General features: G+C 60.1%; 16 protein-coding genes, 1 tRNA gene and 1 rRNA gene. 10 read left to right on the top strand and 8 right to left on the bottom strand.

Annotated elements, in window-relative coordinates:
- Together rrf and ASD63_RS29525 are read left to right on the top strand one after the other, a co-directional pair.
- Positions 1-85 (top strand): 5S ribosomal RNA (rrf, locus tag ASD63_RS29530); the annotation flags it as partial.
- Between the two features lie 224 nt (positions 86-309).
- A tRNA-Met gene (locus ASD63_RS29525) sits at positions 310-386 on the top strand.
- A 154-nt stretch (positions 387-540) separates the two neighbouring features.
- Here ASD63_RS29525 and ASD63_RS29515 read toward each other — a convergent pair.
- From ASD63_RS29515 to ASD63_RS29490, 6 genes are all read right to left on the bottom strand, one after another.
- Entirely contained in the window at positions 541-1,101 is a 561-nt protein-coding gene (locus ASD63_RS29515; protein ID WP_060530215.1) for a GNAT family N-acetyltransferase, read from the bottom strand.
- A gap of 24 nt (positions 1,102-1,125) precedes the next feature.
- Positions 1,126-3,483, bottom strand: a complete 2,358-nt coding sequence (locus ASD63_RS29510) for an Orn/Lys/Arg decarboxylase N-terminal domain-containing protein (RefSeq protein ID WP_060530214.1) — start codon at positions 3,481-3,483, stop codon at positions 1,126-1,128.
- 232 nt (positions 3,484-3,715) lie between these two features.
- On the bottom strand, positions 3,716-4,333 hold the full coding sequence (locus tag ASD63_RS29505; RefSeq protein WP_060530213.1) for a DUF1349 domain-containing protein: 618 nt from the start codon (positions 4,331-4,333) through the stop codon (positions 3,716-3,718).
- Between the two features lie 93 nt (positions 4,334-4,426).
- Positions 4,427-4,837 (bottom strand): BA14K family protein, encoded by a 411-nt coding sequence (locus tag ASD63_RS34645; protein ID WP_082573015.1) that lies wholly within the window; start codon positions 4,835-4,837, stop codon positions 4,427-4,429.
- A gap of 139 nt (positions 4,838-4,976) precedes the next feature.
- Positions 4,977-5,345, bottom strand: coding sequence for a hypothetical protein (locus ASD63_RS29495; RefSeq protein ID WP_060530211.1), 369 nt, complete (start codon positions 5,343-5,345; stop codon positions 4,977-4,979).
- Complete coding sequence (locus tag ASD63_RS29490) at positions 5,315-5,953, bottom strand: polysaccharide deacetylase family protein (protein WP_060530210.1); 639 nt, start codon at positions 5,951-5,953, stop codon at positions 5,315-5,317. Before ASD63_RS29490 ends, ASD63_RS29495 begins: the two co-directional genes overlap by 31 nt.
- 426 nt (positions 5,954-6,379) lie before the next feature.
- Here ASD63_RS29490 and dtd point away from each other — a divergent pair, with 426 nt between their 5' ends.
- Positions 6,380-6,823, top strand: coding sequence for a D-aminoacyl-tRNA deacylase (gene dtd / locus ASD63_RS29485; RefSeq protein WP_034799023.1), 444 nt, complete (start codon positions 6,380-6,382; stop codon positions 6,821-6,823).
- 82 nt (positions 6,824-6,905) lie between these two features.
- Here dtd and ASD63_RS29480 read toward each other — a convergent pair whose 3' ends face one another.
- Positions 6,906-7,877 (bottom strand): DMT family transporter, encoded by a 972-nt coding sequence (locus ASD63_RS29480; RefSeq protein WP_060530229.1) that lies wholly within the window; start codon positions 7,875-7,877, stop codon positions 6,906-6,908.
- 143 nt (positions 7,878-8,020) lie between these two features.
- Here ASD63_RS29480 and ASD63_RS29475 point away from each other — a divergent pair, with 143 nt between their 5' ends.
- Complete coding sequence (locus tag ASD63_RS29475; protein WP_060530209.1) at positions 8,021-8,938, top strand: LysR family transcriptional regulator; 918 nt, start codon at positions 8,021-8,023, stop codon at positions 8,936-8,938.
- 81 nt (positions 8,939-9,019) lie between these two features.
- Positions 9,020-9,928, top strand: coding sequence for a LysR substrate-binding domain-containing protein (locus tag ASD63_RS29470; protein WP_060530208.1), 909 nt, complete (start codon positions 9,020-9,022; stop codon positions 9,926-9,928).
- Here the strand turns inward: ASD63_RS29470 and ASD63_RS29465 are convergent.
- Positions 9,925-10,875 (bottom strand): alpha/beta hydrolase, encoded by a 951-nt coding sequence (locus ASD63_RS29465; RefSeq protein ID WP_060530207.1) that lies wholly within the window; start codon positions 10,873-10,875, stop codon positions 9,925-9,927. The two genes, ASD63_RS29470 and ASD63_RS29465, sit on opposite strands and share 4 nt — an antisense overlap.
- Positions 10,876-11,163: 288 nt before the next feature.
- Between ASD63_RS29465 and ASD63_RS29460 the strand changes: the two genes are divergently transcribed.
- From ASD63_RS29460 to ASD63_RS29435, 5 genes are all read left to right on the top strand, one after another.
- A complete protein-coding gene (locus tag ASD63_RS29460; protein WP_029742721.1) occupies positions 11,164-11,604 on the top strand; it encodes a VOC family protein in 441 nt (146 codons plus the stop codon).
- A gap of 134 nt (positions 11,605-11,738) precedes the next feature.
- A complete protein-coding gene (locus tag ASD63_RS29455) occupies positions 11,739-13,049 on the top strand; it encodes an epoxide hydrolase family protein (RefSeq protein WP_060530206.1) in 1,311 nt (436 codons plus the stop codon).
- 491 nt (positions 13,050-13,540) lie between these two features.
- Complete coding sequence (locus ASD63_RS29445; protein WP_049810978.1) at positions 13,541-13,870, top strand: DUF6522 family protein; 330 nt, start codon at positions 13,541-13,543, stop codon at positions 13,868-13,870.
- A gap of 167 nt (positions 13,871-14,037) precedes the next feature.
- Positions 14,038-14,745 (top strand): DUF542 domain-containing protein, encoded by a 708-nt coding sequence (locus ASD63_RS34640; RefSeq protein WP_082573019.1) that lies wholly within the window; start codon positions 14,038-14,040, stop codon positions 14,743-14,745.
- A 495-nt stretch (positions 14,746-15,240) separates the two neighbouring features.
- Positions 15,241-17,400, top strand: a complete 2,160-nt coding sequence (locus tag ASD63_RS29435) for a NosR/NirI family protein (protein ID WP_060530203.1) — start codon at positions 15,241-15,243, stop codon at positions 17,398-17,400.
- The last annotated feature ends 17 nt before the right edge of the window (positions 17,401-17,417 follow it).

Genomic DNA, 17,417 nt, shown 5'->3' with positions numbered 1-17,417 from the left:
GTTCCCATTCCGAACACGGCCGTGAAACGCCCCAGCGCCGATGGTACTTCGTCTTAAGACGCGGGAGAGTAGGTCGCTGCCAGGTCTGCAAAGCGCAAGAAAATCCGGAAAACAAAGATCACCTTCTCTTCATGCCTCGGCCCAGCCGAAACACGGGCCGCCCTCAAGCGGCCCTTTTGTTTTGCTAGACCGAAGTCATCAGTGCGTCCCTTACACGAGACAAATCGCTTCGCAATTTGCTCGGCACAGACCATAAATCCCTTCGGGATTTACGTTACCGCGATAAATCCCATCGGGATTTACGCTTGGCGCGGGGTGGAGCAGCCCGGTAGCTCGTCAGGCTCATAACCTGAAGGCCGCAGGTTCAAATCCTGCCCCCGCAACCAAATCAAAAAAAGCCCGCATGGAGGTAGCTCGTCAGGCTCATAACCTGAAGGCCGCAGGTTCAAATCCTGCCCCCGCAACCAAATCAAAAAAAGCCCGCATGGAGAAATCCAGCGGGCTTTTTGACGTTTAAACGGACGCCAACAGGGGCGACCCTCATCGGGTGGAGAGGGGCGGCGGCGGTGGCGGCGTCGTCGAGCCCGGACCCAGAGAGCGCTGGACCATGACGCTATCGGCCCAGCGCCCGTAACGATAAGCGACACCCGGAAGCAGGCCGACGCGTACGAAGTTGAAGCGATCGTGCAAAGTGAGGGAGGCGACATTGTCGGCGTCGATGTAGCCGATCATCTGGCGAAAGCCGGCTGCGGCGCAGGCGTCGATCAGGCCCCGCATGAGCAGACGTCCGACGCCTTGACCGAGATGCTCGTGGTGAACATAGATCGAGTGCTTGACCGTGTAACGGTAGGCGGGGCGCTTGCGAAACAGCACGACATAGGCGTATCCGACCACCACCCCCTCCTTGACCGCGACGAGATGGGGCAAGCGGCGGCTTTTCAGGTTTTTCCGCCGCTCGCGAAGGTCGTCCGGCTGTGGTGCGTCGCCCTCTTCGACACCCTCTTCTATGCCGCGTCGGATGTGCCGGCGATAGATGGCCAGCATGGCATCAACGTCGCTCTCCCGCGACGGGCGAATGATGATTGTTTCATCCTGCGGCATGAGGGGTCACGAAACTCCAAAATTCTATTCAGCGACGACGTAGGTATGAAGTCGTATGCGGCCCGACGCGTCGGTTTGGCGGTAAAGGCCCTGGATCTCGACGTCGAAGCCGGGGAAAGTGTTGAAGCAGGTTTCGAACATCTTGAGATAGTCGATCATTGGCTGTGCGCGCTCGGTCAGTCGCTCGCCCGGCACGATTGTGGCGATCCCCGGCGGATAGACGACAAAAGGTGTCGTTGCGATCCGCCCGGCAATGGCGTCGATCGGCAGAAAGTCCACGTCGTTGCGCACAAGGCAGCGCGCCGCGTCGTGGGGTGAAAGGGCGATATCCGGCAGATGCTCTTCGGAAAACTGCTTGGCCTGCAGCGCGCTGACATTGGCGTCGCGGAAGAACCGATGCATCTCGCCGCACAGATCACGCAATCGCACCCCCGCGTAGCGGCCGGGGCGGCGGCGATAGAACTCCGGAATGACCTCTTCCAGAGGCGCGTTGTCGTCATGAAGCCGTTTGAATGCGACGAGGCCGCTGATCAGTGTGCCCGCTTTGCTTGCCTCGACGCCGGGCGTGAGCAGAAACAGCAGGGAGTTGAGATCGTTTTTCTCTGCGACGATCCGGTTCTCGCGCAAGTACTGCGCAACGATCGGGGCGGGAATGCCGTGCTCTGAATATGCGCCCGTTGCCCTGTCAAAACCTGGCGTGAGCAGCGTGAGCTTGTTGGGATCGGTCATCGCGAAGCCCGGCGCCATATCGGAAAAGCCGTGCCATGCAGCCCCCGGGGTGAGGTGCCAGAAGGCCGGATTGGTGGCGAGCTGATCGGTGGCGACGCTCTCCCATGGCACGTCGTGTACCGCTCCGGGGCTTGCCACATCCGGCATGGCCACGCGGTCCGGCACGAAGGGCTCGAAGAACCAGCGGCGCTCGGGCCGACGCTCCTTTTCCTCGAACTCCCTACGCACCGCCCGGATTTTCTTGCGAAGCTCGATGCCGAGCCGGATCGTATCGTCCCACAGCACTTCGCCGGAACGACCCTTCATCATCTGCGCGCCGACATCGAGGGATGCGAAGAGCGGATAAAAAGGCGACGTCGAAGCGTGCTGCATGAAACTCTCATTGAAGCGTCGGTGCTCGACCCGGCGCTTCTGGCCGGTAATGTGCCGATCCTTCATGTGGATCTGCGATGCCTGCGAAAAGCTCGCAAGCTGCTTGTGCGTGGATTGCGTGGCGATGATACCCGGTGCCTCGGGTCCGAGTTCGGCAAGGCCCATGGCAAAACGACCGGCATAGAGCGGGTGAAATTTCATGAAGCCCGCCCAGGCCTCGTCGAACAGGATGTAATCGCACAGATGGCCGATGGCTTTCAGGATCATCTCGGCATTGTGGATCGTGCCGTCATAGGTGCACTGTTCCACCACCGCCACCCGAAACGGGCGCGGTTTCTGCCAGGCATCCGGGTCCTTGACCAGCGGGTGGGTGCGGATGCGCTCGCGCAGCGCCTCCTCATTGAGCGCGCCTAAATCCATGGGGCCAATGAGCCCATGGGCATTTCTGGCGGTCGGCACATAGACCGGGATGCCGCCGGAGATCATCAGCGCGCCGTGATGGGCCGCCTTGTGATTGTTACGGTCAAACAGCACCAGGTCGCCATCGGTGACCAGGGCGGAAAGCGCAACTTTGTTGGAAGTCGAGGTGCCGTTAAGGACGAAGTAGGTCTTCTCCGCGCCAAAAATCTTGGCGGCTTCCTTCTGGGCGGCGAGCGCCGGCCCTTCATGGGTCAGGAGATCGCCGAGATCGAGCACGGAATTGTCAAGATCATCGCGAAAGACCGCTTCGCCCAGATGCTCCATGAACACGCGGCCGACGGGGCTACGGCTGTAGAACACGCCGCCGTTGTGTCCGGGGCAGGTCCAAAGCTGGTTGCCTTCCTCGGCGTAATCCACCAGCGCGCCAAAGAAAGGCGTCTTCATCGTCTCGGCATATTGCTTGAGGCGGCTGATGAGGTTTTTCGCGATGAAGGCAGGCGTCTCTTCGGATAGAAAGACATAGCCGTCGATGAAGTCGAGCACTTCGACCGGTACGTCCTCAAAGCGCTTGCGCCGGATGAGAAGGATGATCGGGAATTCGAGACCGCGTCGCCGCATCAGATTGATGAGGGAGGCGGTCTTGCCTTCCATGCCTTTCTTGCCCCAGTCGACCATCATGCAGCCGATGGCCGCGTCAGTCTGGACGGCGATTTCCGCGTCCTCAAGGCTCCGTGCGCGGACCACCTCGAAACCCGACCGCTCGATCTCCTCGACAATCTGCTTGTACCTGGCCCCCTCGAGATCCTCGTTGTCGAAGGCGGGTGTCGCGAACAAAAAGGTGAAGCGTCTGAAGTAATCCATCTGTGCCTCCGCCATTTACACGAAGCGAGTTGTTCGTGCGTTTCGTGACGATGTTGTGACGGCGGCTCTGGTTGGACGCGATCTGTGAGCCGCAGAAGGTTGCGGAACGCCCGATGCGCTCTTGAAGTTCCACTGCGGTAAGGCGCGCGCGAAGGAATACCGACGACGGGTCGGACGTCCCTTCAATGCCCGACCAAGGCGAGCGGATCGCCGCTGCTAGCAGCAAGGGCTCCTATGAGGCATGCAAGTCGCGCGATATCGGAGCGCCCAGGCAAAATCCTTCGAACTGCGCGGTAAAACCTTCGCGCTCAGGAGAGCAGGCCATGACACCGATCCGTGCGTCTTCACCGGAGAATGGACATAACCGCGCCATCTGCCACGGACCATCGCCAAGGTGAAACTGGACCCTGAGCGCTGCCTCGTGCCGCGTCAGCCGGATATGCACTTCGGCGTTCGGCTGCGCTTGCGCAAGCGGGATTACGGACCAGTCCGACGTTCCGTTCGTGACGACAACTGAGAAATGCATCAAGCCGTCGGTGAACTCTATGCCGGTCTTGAGCCAGTGAGTTTCGTCGATAATCAGCATCAGCCCGGCTTGATCGTAGAGCTCGCGATAATCACCGCGCACGACCACCGATGCGGTAAAATCTCCGCTCACCGCCTGCAGTCTGGCATGACCGGAATGGCGCCTGAAGCCATAGAAGGTTGTCTGCCAGAAGTCGGTATTCGCCTCCGTTTTGAGGGTTAGCACGCCATTTTCGACGTTCCAGTTTCGAGGCTCATTCAACCAGGTAAAATCCGTCAAAACTCCCTCCAGCCTTACGATCGGCACGCAGGACGCACCCACCATTGCAGCACATCTATGGCCGAAGCAGGCGTCCGTAAAGGTTTCTGCGCGAAAGGTCGCCACGCCTTTGTGGGCGACTTGTCGGAGGCGCAGCCTTCACCTGCATTCGTAGCGCCGGCCGTCACGCCCAATGAATGTTCCGCTGCGCGGGTCGTAGGAGCGGTAGCGCGCAAGGCACCGCGCATCGCGATCGTTGCGCCAATAAGCTTCCGCCTCGCGCTTCCGCTCGGCTTCCTGTGCCGCACCGATAATGATGGCACCGAGGGCCAAACCGATCGCGCCGGCGGCCAAACCAGCCTTCATATCCTTCTTGTCGTGTTTTTCCTGGCGCTCGCGCCACCGATCGCGCCGCGCCTCCTCACAACGCCACCGGTCTCTTCCGTGAAGGTCCCGACAATGGCGCCAACCTCCATCGTAATCGTCAGCAAGGACGGTTGGAGCTGCAGGCACAGTCGCGCCCAAAGCTGCGGTCAGCGCGAGAACCTTACCGAAGACCGACGCACGCATGGGACATACTCCTTCAAATATCGAATCGACTGTTCAGGAGTCTTGGGGCCACGCGTTGCGAGAACATTGCGGCGAAGCACAGGGTTAAGCCGTCGCGGCCAAGCGATTGCTGGAGCTCGATCTTGGCCACGGATGCGGATCAGAGCGGCGCGTCGGGATCGGTGTATTGGGTCACCCATGCCGGAGGCTCTTCCTCCTTGCTTCCATCCACCTTGAGGTCCCGCTCCCTTGCCCAGCGATACCCCCACATTGGTCCGAACTTGGTGGCAAATCGAGGCGGCTGCCTGTACGCCGGGTGGGCTTGCGCCTCCTCAAGGGAGACGAAGCGGTAGCTCGTACTTCTGAAAAGCCCGAGTATTCGATCGATGGTGGCCGCATTGATGCGATTGGCATGAAGCAGGAGAATGCCGGGCGGTTCGCACCCGAGGACCTTGCGGTTCAGATCCGCATAATACGCAATCTCGACGCGGCTATAGTCTATGTAAGCGTCTTCGATCCTTCGGACCATCGCCGTATCGGATCGCGCCAATGCCCGTTCATATGCATCAAATCCGACGTATCGATGGTGGATGCCGCGAGATGATAACCGCGTTCGCCAAGTACCCGTTCGAACGCCTCGCGACGTTGATCCGTGTCTCCGAGGTGATTGTAGGGAAACCGGAAGAACCGAAGGGTTCGGCCGGCCTTTTCCACCATCGGCCGAATGGTCGCCTCTCCGTCAATCACTTCGCGACGAAACGCATCGACGTCCAAGGTATTGCTATCGGGGTGGTTCGCACTGTGATTGCCAAGCTCGAATTGGCCAGTGTTCCACGGTTCCAACAGTGTCTGACCGATCTCACCCAGCGCCTGCACACGCCGTTCGACGACAAACCCGATAGCGGGAACGTTACGAACGGCGAGACCGGCCAGAATGGCTTCGTTCGTGGCCCTCGCGACCGCAGCGAGTTCCTGCCCTCCCGCATCGCCTGCGCGGGTATAAGGGAGATCGTCGAACGTGATGGCAACCGTTCTGTCGTGCGGAGAAGGGCAAACGGGTTCGATCGCCTGCGACCGGGCCGGATCTGCCGGTGTCAACAGTAGCACGAGACCCGCCATCACCAGTCTCGTGCGCATTCCATTTCCTCGCTTGGTTTCTCTTTCTGCGCGCGGAGTGCCGTTTTGCGTCGTGTCGCTGTCACAAACGCTCAAGGCCGTTTCGCTCCCTGTTTGAAGTGCGCGGCTTCATGCCGAGCACCGGCCTTCGCCAATCTTCCGTTGATTGGCGAGATCACAGCGCCCGGATTGCCTCAACATTGCGTATGATCCGACAAGCCCAACGACGGTCGCGATCAAACGTGGTAGCTCGCCGTCGTCCACGGCCATTCCACCGCGTGAAAATGCTACCCCTTCAGGCACGGTAGCGAGCGCCGGCCAGGTCTGCCCATCGTTCGACCAGGTCTGACGATGTCGTCCAGACGGTTGCTGTCGGGTCGCATAGAGCTTGATTGCGATCGCCTCGGAGTGGATAAACGCCGGCAAGCCATAGGGAGATTCCTTGCCATGAGAGCACTTGTCCAGCGCGTTTCATCTGCGCGTGTCACGGTAGACGGCGCGGTCACGGGAGAAATCGCCAGCGGCCTGTTGGTGCTCGTGTGTGCGATGAAGGGCGATACCGAGAAGGAAAGCGAATGGCTGGCGCGCAAGATCGTCAACCTGCGCATCTTCAGGGACGATCAGGATCGCATGAACCGTTCCCTGGTCGACGTGGGCGGCTCAGCGCTCGTCGTCAGCCAGTTTACCCTCGCCGCAGAGACGAAAGGCAACCGGCCGGGCTTTTCTACGGCCGCGCCGCCGCAGGAGGGTAAACGCCTCTATGAGCATTTCTCTGCGCAAGTCTCGACCCTTGGCGTTGCTGTTGCGAATGGCGTCTTCGGCGCGGACATGCGGGTGGAACTGGCCAATGATGGTCCTGTAACGATCTGGTTAGATACGGCGGCCGGTTGATCGGTTTTGCGCGAGGACGCGCATCAAAGAAAAGCGGCCGACCGAGGTCTCCATGACCAGGGGGTAGCCCATCGCGCGAGCGTCAGGATGGCTGCGCGATGGCCTCGTTCATTTGGGCCTGCTGACCGTAGAACACGCGAATGGCAAGAACGACACCAGCGATGAGCACAGCGACGCCGGCTGCCTCCATCATCGTCGGCCAACGTGCATGGACAACAAGTCCGCCAACTACGCCGAAGGCCGTTTCCGACACGATCAGCTGTGCCGCGAGCGCAACAGGAAGCGTCCTCGACGCGACATTCCAAGCCCATACCCCGCACACGGTCGCCATCAGTGCCAGCGACGTTCCCCATAGATAGAGGGAGCCGGCGGCTTCCCAACCGAAACCGAGCTTCGGAAGCTGGAAAAGGTCCATCGCCGCACCGACCGGGTAGAAAACCAGCATCTGGAGACCACCGCCGATCAGGATCAATGCGGACCATATGCCCGAAGGCATCGCCGGGCGGATTGCGAGCGCTGCCTGATTGGCGATCGCGAACCATACCCATAGACCGACCGCGGCCAGAGCAAGCGGAATACCAATCCAGAGCGAGCGAACGGAACCGAGACTATCTGCGGTGAACGCCGTGCCGTTGACCAGCACGAGACCGATCGCCACCAGTGCAAGCGGTGTCATCAAGAAGCGCCATGGAAGTGACGCCTGACCCCGGTTTCCAATGACGGCAAGCACAATCGGAACCAGGCCAAGGAAGGCAGGCGCAATGACCGGGCCGGCGTAGATTGCCGCTCCCGTTACCGTCAGGAAGTAGCCGACATAGCCGATGAAGGCCAATCCCGTGGCAGCCATGGCGTTTTGGAACGTCAGGTGGCGCAATGCCGTCCCGCGTTCTGAAAACAGAATAAAGACCCCAACCGTCGCCGAGACCACATGCCGGATAAGAGCAAAGTCGAACGTGGAGAAGTCGCCGATTATGAACGGCACGACGAAATTGAGGGAGAAGGCAAAGGCTGCAAAGAGCGCGGCAAACACGCCGACCGAAAACTGCCTGTTCATCATGAGCATAGCCTCAGAGTTTTGATCGAGCTTTGCCGATTTCTCGTTGCCAAGCTCCGTTTCCACGATCCTTAAAGGGATAATCCTTCCCTTCGCGCGCTTCGACGCATAAGTTCGCAAGAGGGTTTTCGAAAAATAGAAACATGAACTGGAACGATGTCCGCTACTTCCTTGCAGTGACACGCCAGGGCGGCCTCACCGGCGCTGCGCGTGAAGTGAAAGCGAGCGCTTCGACGGTGGCGCGACGGATAGAGACCCTGGAACACGCTCTGAAGACGCGCCTGTTCGAGCGCCGGCCGGACGGCTACGAGCTCACTGACGCAGGCCGGGCGATGGTCGAGAAAGCAACGGCGATTGAAACTGCCATGCGCGAACTGGAAGGCAGCTTCTGCGGCCACGACGGGCGCGTCTCGGGGGCGGTTAGGATTATCACCGTCGAGACGCTCGCACATCACCTGCTGATGCCAAACCTGCCTGCTTTGCAGGAAGCCTATCCCGATCTTTCGTTGGGCGTTTCGGTCAACGCCACGTCCTTCGCCCAGATTCCACAGCGAGAGACGGATATCGGCCTTCGGCTCTGCCGCCCTGAACAGGGCAACTATGTGGTGCGTCGGATCGGAACGATTGCGTTCGGTCTCTACGCGTCGAAAGCCTATCTTGAGAGCCACCCCGTCCGAGAAAATAAACTGCCGATCACCGGCCATAGGCTGATTACCTGGGGCGATCCCCTGTCGTTCCTTGTCGTGCCCAAGACCCTGCGCTCGTGGGTCGAAAGCGGCATCGCCAACCTGACGGTCGATACGATGCAGGCGCAGGTGCTGGCGATGAAGGCGGGCAACGGCCTCGGCGTATTGCCGTGTATCCTTGCCGACACGGAGGACGAGCTTGTCCGGGTCAAACCCGACCTTTGCAGGCAGGAGGAAGCCATTTGGCTTGTCGTTCATGAAGGGGTTCGCGACACCAAACGCATTCGTGTTGTTGGCGATTTCCTCGAGACGATCGTGAAGCAAGGGCAGCGCGCACTTTCCGGTCGGATTTCGGAACAATTGCAAGTGAAGTGACGCATGAGTGTCTTGTCTTTTGGCAGGGCGAAAGGGGCGTCACGGCGCGAAACAAACAGCGGTCACGTTGGCGGGGGTATTATGGATCGCCTCGAAGCAATGAAAATGCTGCTCGCAGTCGTTGATGCCGGCAGCATCTCCGCAGGAAGCAGGAAATTGAATGCTCCGCTGCCAAGTGTCAGTCGCAAGGTTGCCGAACTCGAACGGTACCTGGGGGCGAGCCTCATCGTGCGCACCAGCCGCAACCTTCAACTCACCGATGCGGGCCGGGAATATGTCGAGGCGGCCCGAAAGATCATGGGCGATCTGGAGGAGGCGGAGCGGCGAGCGTCGGGCGAATACCAGACACCGCGCGGCACGCTGACGATCACCGTACCGGTCGAGTTCGGCGCCCGCTATATCATGCCGATCGCCCTTGGTTATTTGGAGAGGCACCCGGAGGTATCGCTGAACCTCATTTCGCTCGACAGAACGGTCCATCTTGTCGAAGAGCAGGTCGATATCGCCATTCGTCTCGGCGACCTCGCGGACAGTTCGCTCTATGCGGTCAAGGCCGGAGAGTTTCGCTTGCTGACCTGCGCCAGCCCGGCATATCTTGAGCGCCGGGGTGTGCCGACGCATCCGGGCGATCTTGACGGCCATGACGGAATACTCTTCAACAAGCGGACGTTCTTCTGGACGTTCGATGTCGACGGCCGCCCGATGGAGGCCGTTCCCCGCAATCGTCTTGAGGTGAATACCGCGGCCAATTGCGTGACCGCGGCGGTCGGCGGAGCCGGCATCGCCCGCTTGTTCGATTACCAGATCCCGGACGAGTTGGCGTCAGGCGCCCTCGTGCCGGTTCTGGAGGGTTTCGACGGCGCGTCGAGACCGATCCACATCGTCTATTCCGGTCAGGGCATGCTCACGTTGAAGGTGCGTTCCTTCATTGACTGGGCCCTGCCTCGCCTTCGCACTGTCTTCGGGCGGAGTGAGGCCTTAAAGGCCTAGTCGGCGAAGGCCCGGCGAACTTCGTCGACTGTTCGTGCCGGATCCTGAAGGTGGGGGAAGTGGCCAACACCTTTTAGAATGGCGAATTTCGAACCGGTTCGATCGGCGAACTCCTTGCCCATCTCCGGTTTGATGTAGATGTCCTTTTCGCCCCAGATCACCTTGATCGGGGTCTTGAGCCTAGACAGATTGGCCTCAAGATAATCTTCATCCCGCGTGAAGTGGGCGTAATAGAATGCGAAGGCGTCGGCTGTCGTCACGCCGTCGCGCATCCAGGATTCCTTCATGTCCGATTGCACCTCGGACGGCAGGTCGAACTGGTTTTCCGGTGCAAGGCCACGCCGATGTACGTTCTCCAAGATCTCGTCGCTTGTCTTGTTCATATAGGCGCGCGTTGGTGTTGCCGTCGGTTCGGCCTTCAGATTTTGAAGGCTCTCGTACATCCAATGCGGCCTGTTGAACGGCGCAAAGTCGCCGACGATGATCTTCTTCGCGACCGTCGGTTCTTCCAGTGCAAGAAGCAGAGCGGGAAGACTGCCGATGTCCGAGGCGTAGATCACCAAATTCGATCGGTCGATGCCCGATCTGTCGATATAGGCTTTGAGAACCTTGGCGTAGTCTCTTGGTGAATAGGAGAACCGCTCCGGGGAAGGGCGCGACGACTGGCCATAGCCAGGCCAATCGAACGCATGCACTTCGTACTGTGCGCCCATAGTTTCCGTGATCTTCGCCCAGACGCCCAGCGTCTCGGGAAAGCCGTGCAGGAAGAGAACCGTGCCGTTCGGATTGCCCTGACGGGAAACCATTCGTCGGAGCGTTATGTTCTCGTCGATCGTGATGAAGTCGATTTTCAGGGCCGTTGCGGAGCCGATTGGGCCCGCGTGTCCTGGTGCGGTCGATGCCATGATCGCAGAAGCTGTTGCGACGACGGTCTTGAGCGATGCCATGTCTTTAGTCCTTCCGGTCTCTGAATGGTGAGTGTGACCAGAGCATCGGGCATCGAGCAGTCCGTCGGCAGATGCAGTATTTGAGAGGCACCCTCTTGAACTCGGGCAAATTCGCTCTCGAGTGGACGCCAGTGCATTCAAGCGAGAGGATGGCTCTCAGATTTGCTCAGTACCGGGCAGCAGGTGCGATCCGTAGATTCCCGTCATTCATGGATCGCCGGGTTTAGCGACGATCCCGAACGAAGCAGCGAGACGAGACCGTCACTCGCGACGAAAGGACTGAGGAAAATGAACGACATCACGGCCTCCCCGCACAAGGAGATCGCGGAAAAGACAAGAGCGCTCGCCGGCCACTCTACCGTCGGCACGAACGACCTCGATGCCGCAGCGGCTTATTATGACAAGCTCCTTGCCGTCTTTGGCATCGGCCGCGTGCTCGTCCAGCCCGGACGCGCTGTCTATTACGGCCACCGTACCCTCGAATTCGGTGTGACGAAGCCCTTCAACGGAGAGACAGCGGTTGCCGGCAATGGCACCATGGTCGCCTTTGAAGCGCGCTCTCGAGCCCAGGTCGATCAGGCTCATGCCACGGCACTGGAAGCAGGAGGTTCCGACGAGGGTGCTCCCGGTCCGAGAGGCCCGGACGGCGGTGACCCCTATTGTGCCTATTTCCGAGATCCCGAAGGCAACAAGTTTCTCGTCTACCGCAAAGGCCCCGACGAGGTTTGATGATCAATGGAGTGCGGGGGCCGTCGCGCGGAGCGAGCCCCCCGCTCGACCTGTTTCCGCGCATCTTTTGAACAAGAGCTCTGCGCGGATCTCTCCAATGCGCCTTCTGGATTAGCGGACAGGAGTTTTTTGAAATGAACCTGGAAAACAAGGCTGGTGACGGGCCGCTCACGCGACGCTCGTTTCTGTTTCGGGGCGCTGCGATCGGTGTAGCCGCCGCGGTGCCGCCCAGAACCGGCATCGCAGCCGTGAACACGACGGCGAAGGGCGATGCCATCCAACCATTCAACGTCGACATTCCTGAAAATGCCCTCATTGACCTCAGAAGGCGCCTGGTCGCAACCCGTTGGCCGGACAGCGCGACCGTCTCGGATCGGTCCCAGGGCGTCCAGCAGCGCAAGCTTCGTGAACTCGCGCAGTATTGGCAGTCCTCCTATGATTGGCGCCGGGCAGAGCGCAAGCTGAACGCGTTTCCCCAATTCCTGACGAAGATCGACGGGCTCGACATCCATTTCATCCACGTACGCTCCCGCCATGAGAACGCTCTTCCGCTGATTATGACCCACGGGTGGCCGGGTTCGATCTTTGAACTGCTTGACGTCATTGATCCGTTGACGGATCCGACTGCACACGGCGGTAAGGCCGAAGACGCCTACCATCTCGTCATCCCTTCAATCCCAGGCTTCGGCTTTTCGCAAAAACCAGACACGACCGGTTGGGAGGCGCAACGGATCGCACGTGCCTGGGACGCCCTCATGAAGCGGCTCGGCTATAACAGCTATGTCTCGCAAGGCGGTGATTGGGGCGCGATCATCAGCGATGCCCTGGCGCGTCAGGCGCCAGCCGGACTGCTTGGCATCCACGTCAACAGGGTGGAGCGTTCGACGACGCTTCCAGCGGACGCTGCCAAGGCGTTGAAGAACGGCGGGCCGGCTCCCGAGACCATGTCTGCCGATGAAAAGAAGGTTTTCGACGAGGCTCGCGACTTCCTGAACAACGGTTTTGGCTACGCCTCGATCCTCAGTACGCGCCCGGAAACGATCGGCTACGGCCTTGCCGATTCACCGGTGGGGCTTGCAGCCTGGCTCTTGGACAAGATCGCCGACTGGGTGTTCACGCGTGGCGATGCGGAACAGGCGCTCGGCAAGGACGCCATCCTCGACAATATCACCTTGTATTGGCTGACCAACACGGGCCCCTCGAGCGGACGTATCTATTGGGAGAACGTCAAGGCAGGCGCGAAGCTCACGCCAGCCAGGGTTCCTGTGGCCGTCACCGTCTTTCCGGGCGAGGTCTATCGGCCACCGAAGCCATGGCTGTCAAAGGCTTATCCAAAGCTCGTCTACTACAACCGCGCCTTAAAGGGTGGGCACTTCGCCGCCTGGGAGGAACCCGAAATCTTCGTCGAGGAGATCAGAGCAGGCTTCAAGTCTATGCGCTCTTAGACGATGGATCGCCATCCCAAGAGGCCAAGCAAGCTCCGCGCGGATTGCCGCGCGGTCAGCAAGGGAGCCGGTCTCAGCCGGCATCGGTATCGGCTTTGCGGCAGAATACTTAAGTCGAGTAGTCAGTAGCCGACGTGCTTGATCCGATGCGATACCGGGGATGTCGATGATGGCGAGGAATTTGACGACCGCATCGAAAGCTTGCGTTAGCGCAACGAGGCCTGACGCCAAACATCTAGCAAGGAGCAGCCGGGTTTCGCGGATCGAGCACATTGGAGGGCTCAAATCATGGTCGAGATGGAACAGAGGGATCCAACGTTATGCGATTGCACGATTGAGGTTGCTGAACTGTTTGCCAGCATCCCGGCTGCTGGCATTGACGACGGCTTTTTGCTCGATCTTCTTAGCGTTCGCCTTGAGGCATCACGGGACCGTCTGACGCGGCCTCATCCGCGCGCGAGGGACGACACGTCATCCGAAAGAAAAGCTCTATGCTGACACTGACAAACCGACGAGTTTTGCGCGTCGAGCGCGACGCCAGTGGCGATTTCTCCGTGCCGGCGGCGACCATGTCGTCGGCGCTGCGTCTGCCCCCGACTGAGCTTAGAAATCGCCTCGGCCGGGGAGAAGTCAAGAGCCAGGTTGAGATCGGTCAAGGGGAGCACCTGGGCACATTCCGGTTGACGCTTCGGTGCGGCGGGCGTCTCTGGAATGCAACCGTATCTTCCGATGGTACGGTGATCGATGAAGTCTTCACGTTCGATCGCGAGCGCTTGGCGAACTGGCGCCGTCGCCACGGCACCAGCGGCAAGGGCCCTTAGCGGTCATTCAGATCTTCAACGATTGCGATCCTTCCGGAATAAAGTTGCGTTTCGACAAAGAACGATCGGAAGAACTGCCCCAGCTTCTCCCTTGAACAACGATCATGGATCGCCCCGCTTTGAAATCGATTGCGGATCATGACCTTTTAGGCGCCAAGGAGAGCACATTGACCGAATACACATTGGACACAGCCGTCGGAGTGATTGCGTGCGAGCTTCCCGGTGCCGCGGAACTCTTCAGACAGCACGGTATCGGATTTTGCTGTGGTGGCGATGTACCGCTTGCGCAAGCGGCCGCGGATGCCGGCATAGAGGCCGCTGATCTGCTCGATCGGCTTCAGGCGTTGGAGCTTGCCGCAAGACGCGAGGCTCCGGATGCTACAGGCGAGCTTATCGCTCATATTCTGGAGCGTTATCACCAGACCCACCGCACCGATCTGGAATGGTTGATCCCGCTTGCCCAAAAGGTGGAGCACGTCCACGGTGCTCATCGCTCCGCGCCACTTGGTCTTGCCGACGCGCTGGCCGAGCTCAAGGACCACCTTCTTCCCCACATGGCGCGGGAAGAGCTTGCGCTCTTTCCGATGATGCGCCATGAGCCCGATCCGGACATCCGACATCTGATTGCCGGCATGCGGGACGATCATGCATGCGAGAGCCGGAGCCTCGCCGTGATCGAGCATTTGACGCATGGTTTTTCGCTTCCGGACGGGGCCTGCAGGTCCTGGACGGCGCTCTATGTCGGAGTTCAAAAATTCTGCGACGATCTCGTTACACATATGCATCTGGAAAACAGCGTTCTGTTTCCGAGGTTCGCTGGCATTGATGCATTTGAGGGTTCCGCTCTCTCGCCAGCAGCGCGTTCCGCGGGGTGAGGCCCTGACAGGTCTTTCCGGCATCGCTTTGCCCAACGGGAGGAGGCGGAGCTTCACACATCTCTTTGCACGCAACCCTACCCGGCGCTTAGCGCCGGGCACACTTTCACTGTTTTGAGCTGGCGCCGTCGTGCCCCCACGAGGCACCGCGGCGATCAATTTGCTCTTCGCGAGCCGAGCTCACAGGGCGGAACTTGTTCGCACGACGCGCAGTAGTTGTGGGTGGCGGGCTGCCTGCCGTCCCCTGGCAGATATCGCGGGGAGGGCAGGCCACGGGCCGGGCGATCCGACTTCAAAGGTATTGTTCTTGCGCCGGTCGGCCGCCGGCTTGACGCGAAGTCCTTTCCCCAGCTCCACCTGAGCATCAATCCGTGCACGACATGCGACAATCAAGGATTGCAATCAACGAAGCTGTCTTTGTTTGAGCTAGATCAAAGAATGTCCCGCGCCAAAGTTTCAATGCTCCGGCAACGATTTGCGGGAAAACACCCTGGAATGAAACTCTTCCGTCTTGTCCTTCTTCTCTGCCTCAGCCTGTGGGGCGCTGTATCCGCCAGCGCAGCATCGGTGCTTCAGGAGTTTTTGCCGACCACCACAGCCTCCGATCTTGTGCCAGGAGCGGACGGTTTTGGCGCTGTGCGTGATGATGTGGCGGCGGCCCCGGTGCTGAAGGGCGGCCAGACGGTGGCGTGGGTTTTCGTGACCTCGGATTTCGTCGGAACGACCGGCTATTCCGGCAAACCCATCCATACGCTCGTGGCGGTGGACAAGGATGCGAAGATCGTCGGCGTCCGGCTGGTGAAACATTCGGAACCCATCGTCCTCATCGGCATTCCCGACGCCAAGGTGAAGGCGCTTGTTGCCGGCTACGCAGGCCTTGATCTCGTCGCCGAGGCGAAATCCGGCGGCACGACCCACGAGGTAGATATCATCTCGGGCGCGACGGTAACCGTCATGGTCATCGACGATTCGATCGTCCGGTCCGGGCTAAAGGTTGCGCGCGCGCTCGGGCTTGGCGGATTGACACCGGAAGCGGACAATGCCGGCCCGCGCTTCGAAATCGATCCCGCGGCTACCGCGCCGGCCGACTGGGTCGAGGCAGAAGGTGACGGCACGCTGCGCCGCCTGTCGCTCGACGTTGCGCAGGTCAATGCTGCTTTCGCCGGCCATCCCGATGAGCGCGCCCGCGAGCGCGCGATTGCGCAAGCGCCGGAAACGACATTCATCGAGATGCAGGCGGCACTGGTCTCGGTCCCTTCCATCGGCAAGGCCTTTCTCGGGGCAGCCGAAGAGAAAAACCTTCAGGCTTGGCTTGGCGAAGGCGAACAAGCGATCGCCGTGGTCGGACGCGGGCTCTATTCCTTCAAGGGATCAGGCTATGTGCGCGGCGGCATCTTTGATCGCATCGTGCTGATCCAGGACGATGTTTCCGTTCGCTTTCGTGATCGCGACCACCGTCGCCTGGGCGCAATCTCGCTTGCCGGTGCGCCGGAATACAACGAGATGGACCTGTTCCGCATTAAGGCAGGCCTCGGCTTCGACCCGACAAAACCTTTCCGCATACAGCTCCTGGCCCAACGTGAGGTTGGACCGGTCGAAAAAGTCTTTCATACCTTCGATCTGGGTTACCAGCTTCCGCAGAAGTATCTGCGTGCTGTCGCGCCACCACCGGTGAAGGACGTTGCAGCCGTTGCTGATCGTGACGAGGGGACTGCACAGTCCGACCTGTGGAAACGCATCTGGGACGACTCGAAGCTGAAGATCGTCGTGCTCGGCGCCATGTTGGTCGTGCTGACGGGCGTGTTCTTCTTCCAGACATATGCGGTCAGGAACGCGCGAGCGTTCTACATCTTTCGCATCATCTTCCTGACGGTAACGCTGGTCTTTCTTGGCTGGTATGCCAACGCGCAGCTTTCTGTCGTCAATCTGATGGCGCTCTTCGGCAGTCTCGTCAACGGGTTCAGCTGGCAGGCTTTCCTGCTCGATCCGCTCACCTTCATCCTGTGGTTTGCCGTTGCCGCGGCACTCCTGTTCTGGGGACGAGGAGCCTATTGCGGCTGGCTCTGCCCCTTCGGCGCACTGCAGGAGCTGACCAACCAGATCGCACGCAAGCTGCGTATCCCGCAATGGACATTGCCATGGGGCCTGCACGAGCGGCTCTGGCCGATCAAATACATGATCTTCCTCGGCCTTTTCGGGGTCTCTCTGATGAGCGTCGAGCAGGCAGAGCATCTGGCCGAGATCGAGCCATTCAAGACAGCGATCATCCTGAAGTTCATCCGCGCCTGGCCGTTCGTGGCCTATGCCACAGCACTTCTCGTCGCCGGGCTCTTCGTCGAGCGGTTCTATTGCCGCTACCTCTGCCCGCTCGGTGCGGCGCTCGCGATCCCTGCGCGCATACGCATGTTCGACTGGCTCAAGCGCTACCATGAATGCGGCAACCCCTGCCAGACCTGCGCCCACCAATGTCCGGTGCAGGCGATCCACCGGACCGGCGAGATCAATCCGAACGAGTGCATCAACTGCCTGCACTGCCAGGTGCTCTACCAGTCCGAAACCGTCTGCCCCGTCGTGATCAAGAAGATGAAGTCGCGGGCGAAGCTTGCGGCAAGCCCGGGCGGCGTGCCGACCCATCAACCCGCAGCCAAAGTTTAATCGAAGCCAAGGTTCAA

Source organism: Ensifer sp. Root558 (assembly GCF_001427045.1).
GTDB lineage: Bacteria > Pseudomonadota > Alphaproteobacteria > Rhizobiales > Rhizobiaceae > Ensifer > Ensifer adhaerens.
Note: the sequence above shows the minus strand (reverse complement) of the source record. Positions and strands in the feature narration are given on the sequence as shown.